Here is a 586-nt window from a genome sequence, read left to right as displayed (position 1 = left end):
CCGGTGACGTCCCGGTGCCCGAGGTCCACGGGTACGACGACAGCTGGCTGGTCTCCGACTACGTCGCCCCGGCGGGTCCGGAGGTGACCGCGGCCGAGGAGTTCGGGCGCGGCCTGGCGGCACTGCACCTGCGGGGGGCTCCCGCGTTCGGCAGTGCCCCGCCCGACGGCCCCGCCGACGCCTGGATCGGCACCGCGCCGATGCGCAACGAACCGCACGACGACTGGCCGTCGTTCTACGCGCGGGACCGGATCGAGCCCTACGTCCGCTCCGCCGTCGACCGTGGCCTGTTCACCGCGCGCCAGTCGGCGGTGTTCGAGCAGGTGTGCGTCCGGCTCCCGGATCTGGTCCCGGACGACGGGCCGCCCGCGCGGCTGCACGGCGACGCCTGGAGCGGCAACGTGCACTGGGCCGCCGACGGCCGGGCGTGGCTGATCGACCCGGCCGCCCACGGCGGGCACCGGGAGACGGATCTGGCCATGCTGGAGCTGTTCGGGACCCCGCTGCTCGGGCACATCCTGGGCGGTTACCGGGAGGCCGCCGAGGCCGCGGGCGCCCCGCTCGCCGCGGACCGGCAGCGGCGGGT

The 586-nt window shown here is 76.6% G+C and carries 1 protein-coding gene; it reads left to right on the top strand.

Annotated elements, in window-relative coordinates:
- Positions 1-14: 14 nt before the first annotated feature.
- Positions 15-586, top strand: a 572-nt coding sequence (locus SACPADRAFT_RS28730; RefSeq protein WP_407690026.1) for a fructosamine kinase family protein, incomplete at its 3' end; no start/stop codon positions are given.

It is taken from the genome of Saccharomonospora iraqiensis subsp. paurometabolica YIM 90007 (genome assembly GCF_000231035.2).
Lineage (GTDB): Bacteria > Actinomycetota > Actinomycetes > Mycobacteriales > Pseudonocardiaceae > Saccharomonospora > Saccharomonospora paurometabolica.
Note: the sequence above shows the minus strand (reverse complement) of the source record. Positions and strands in the feature narration are given on the sequence as shown.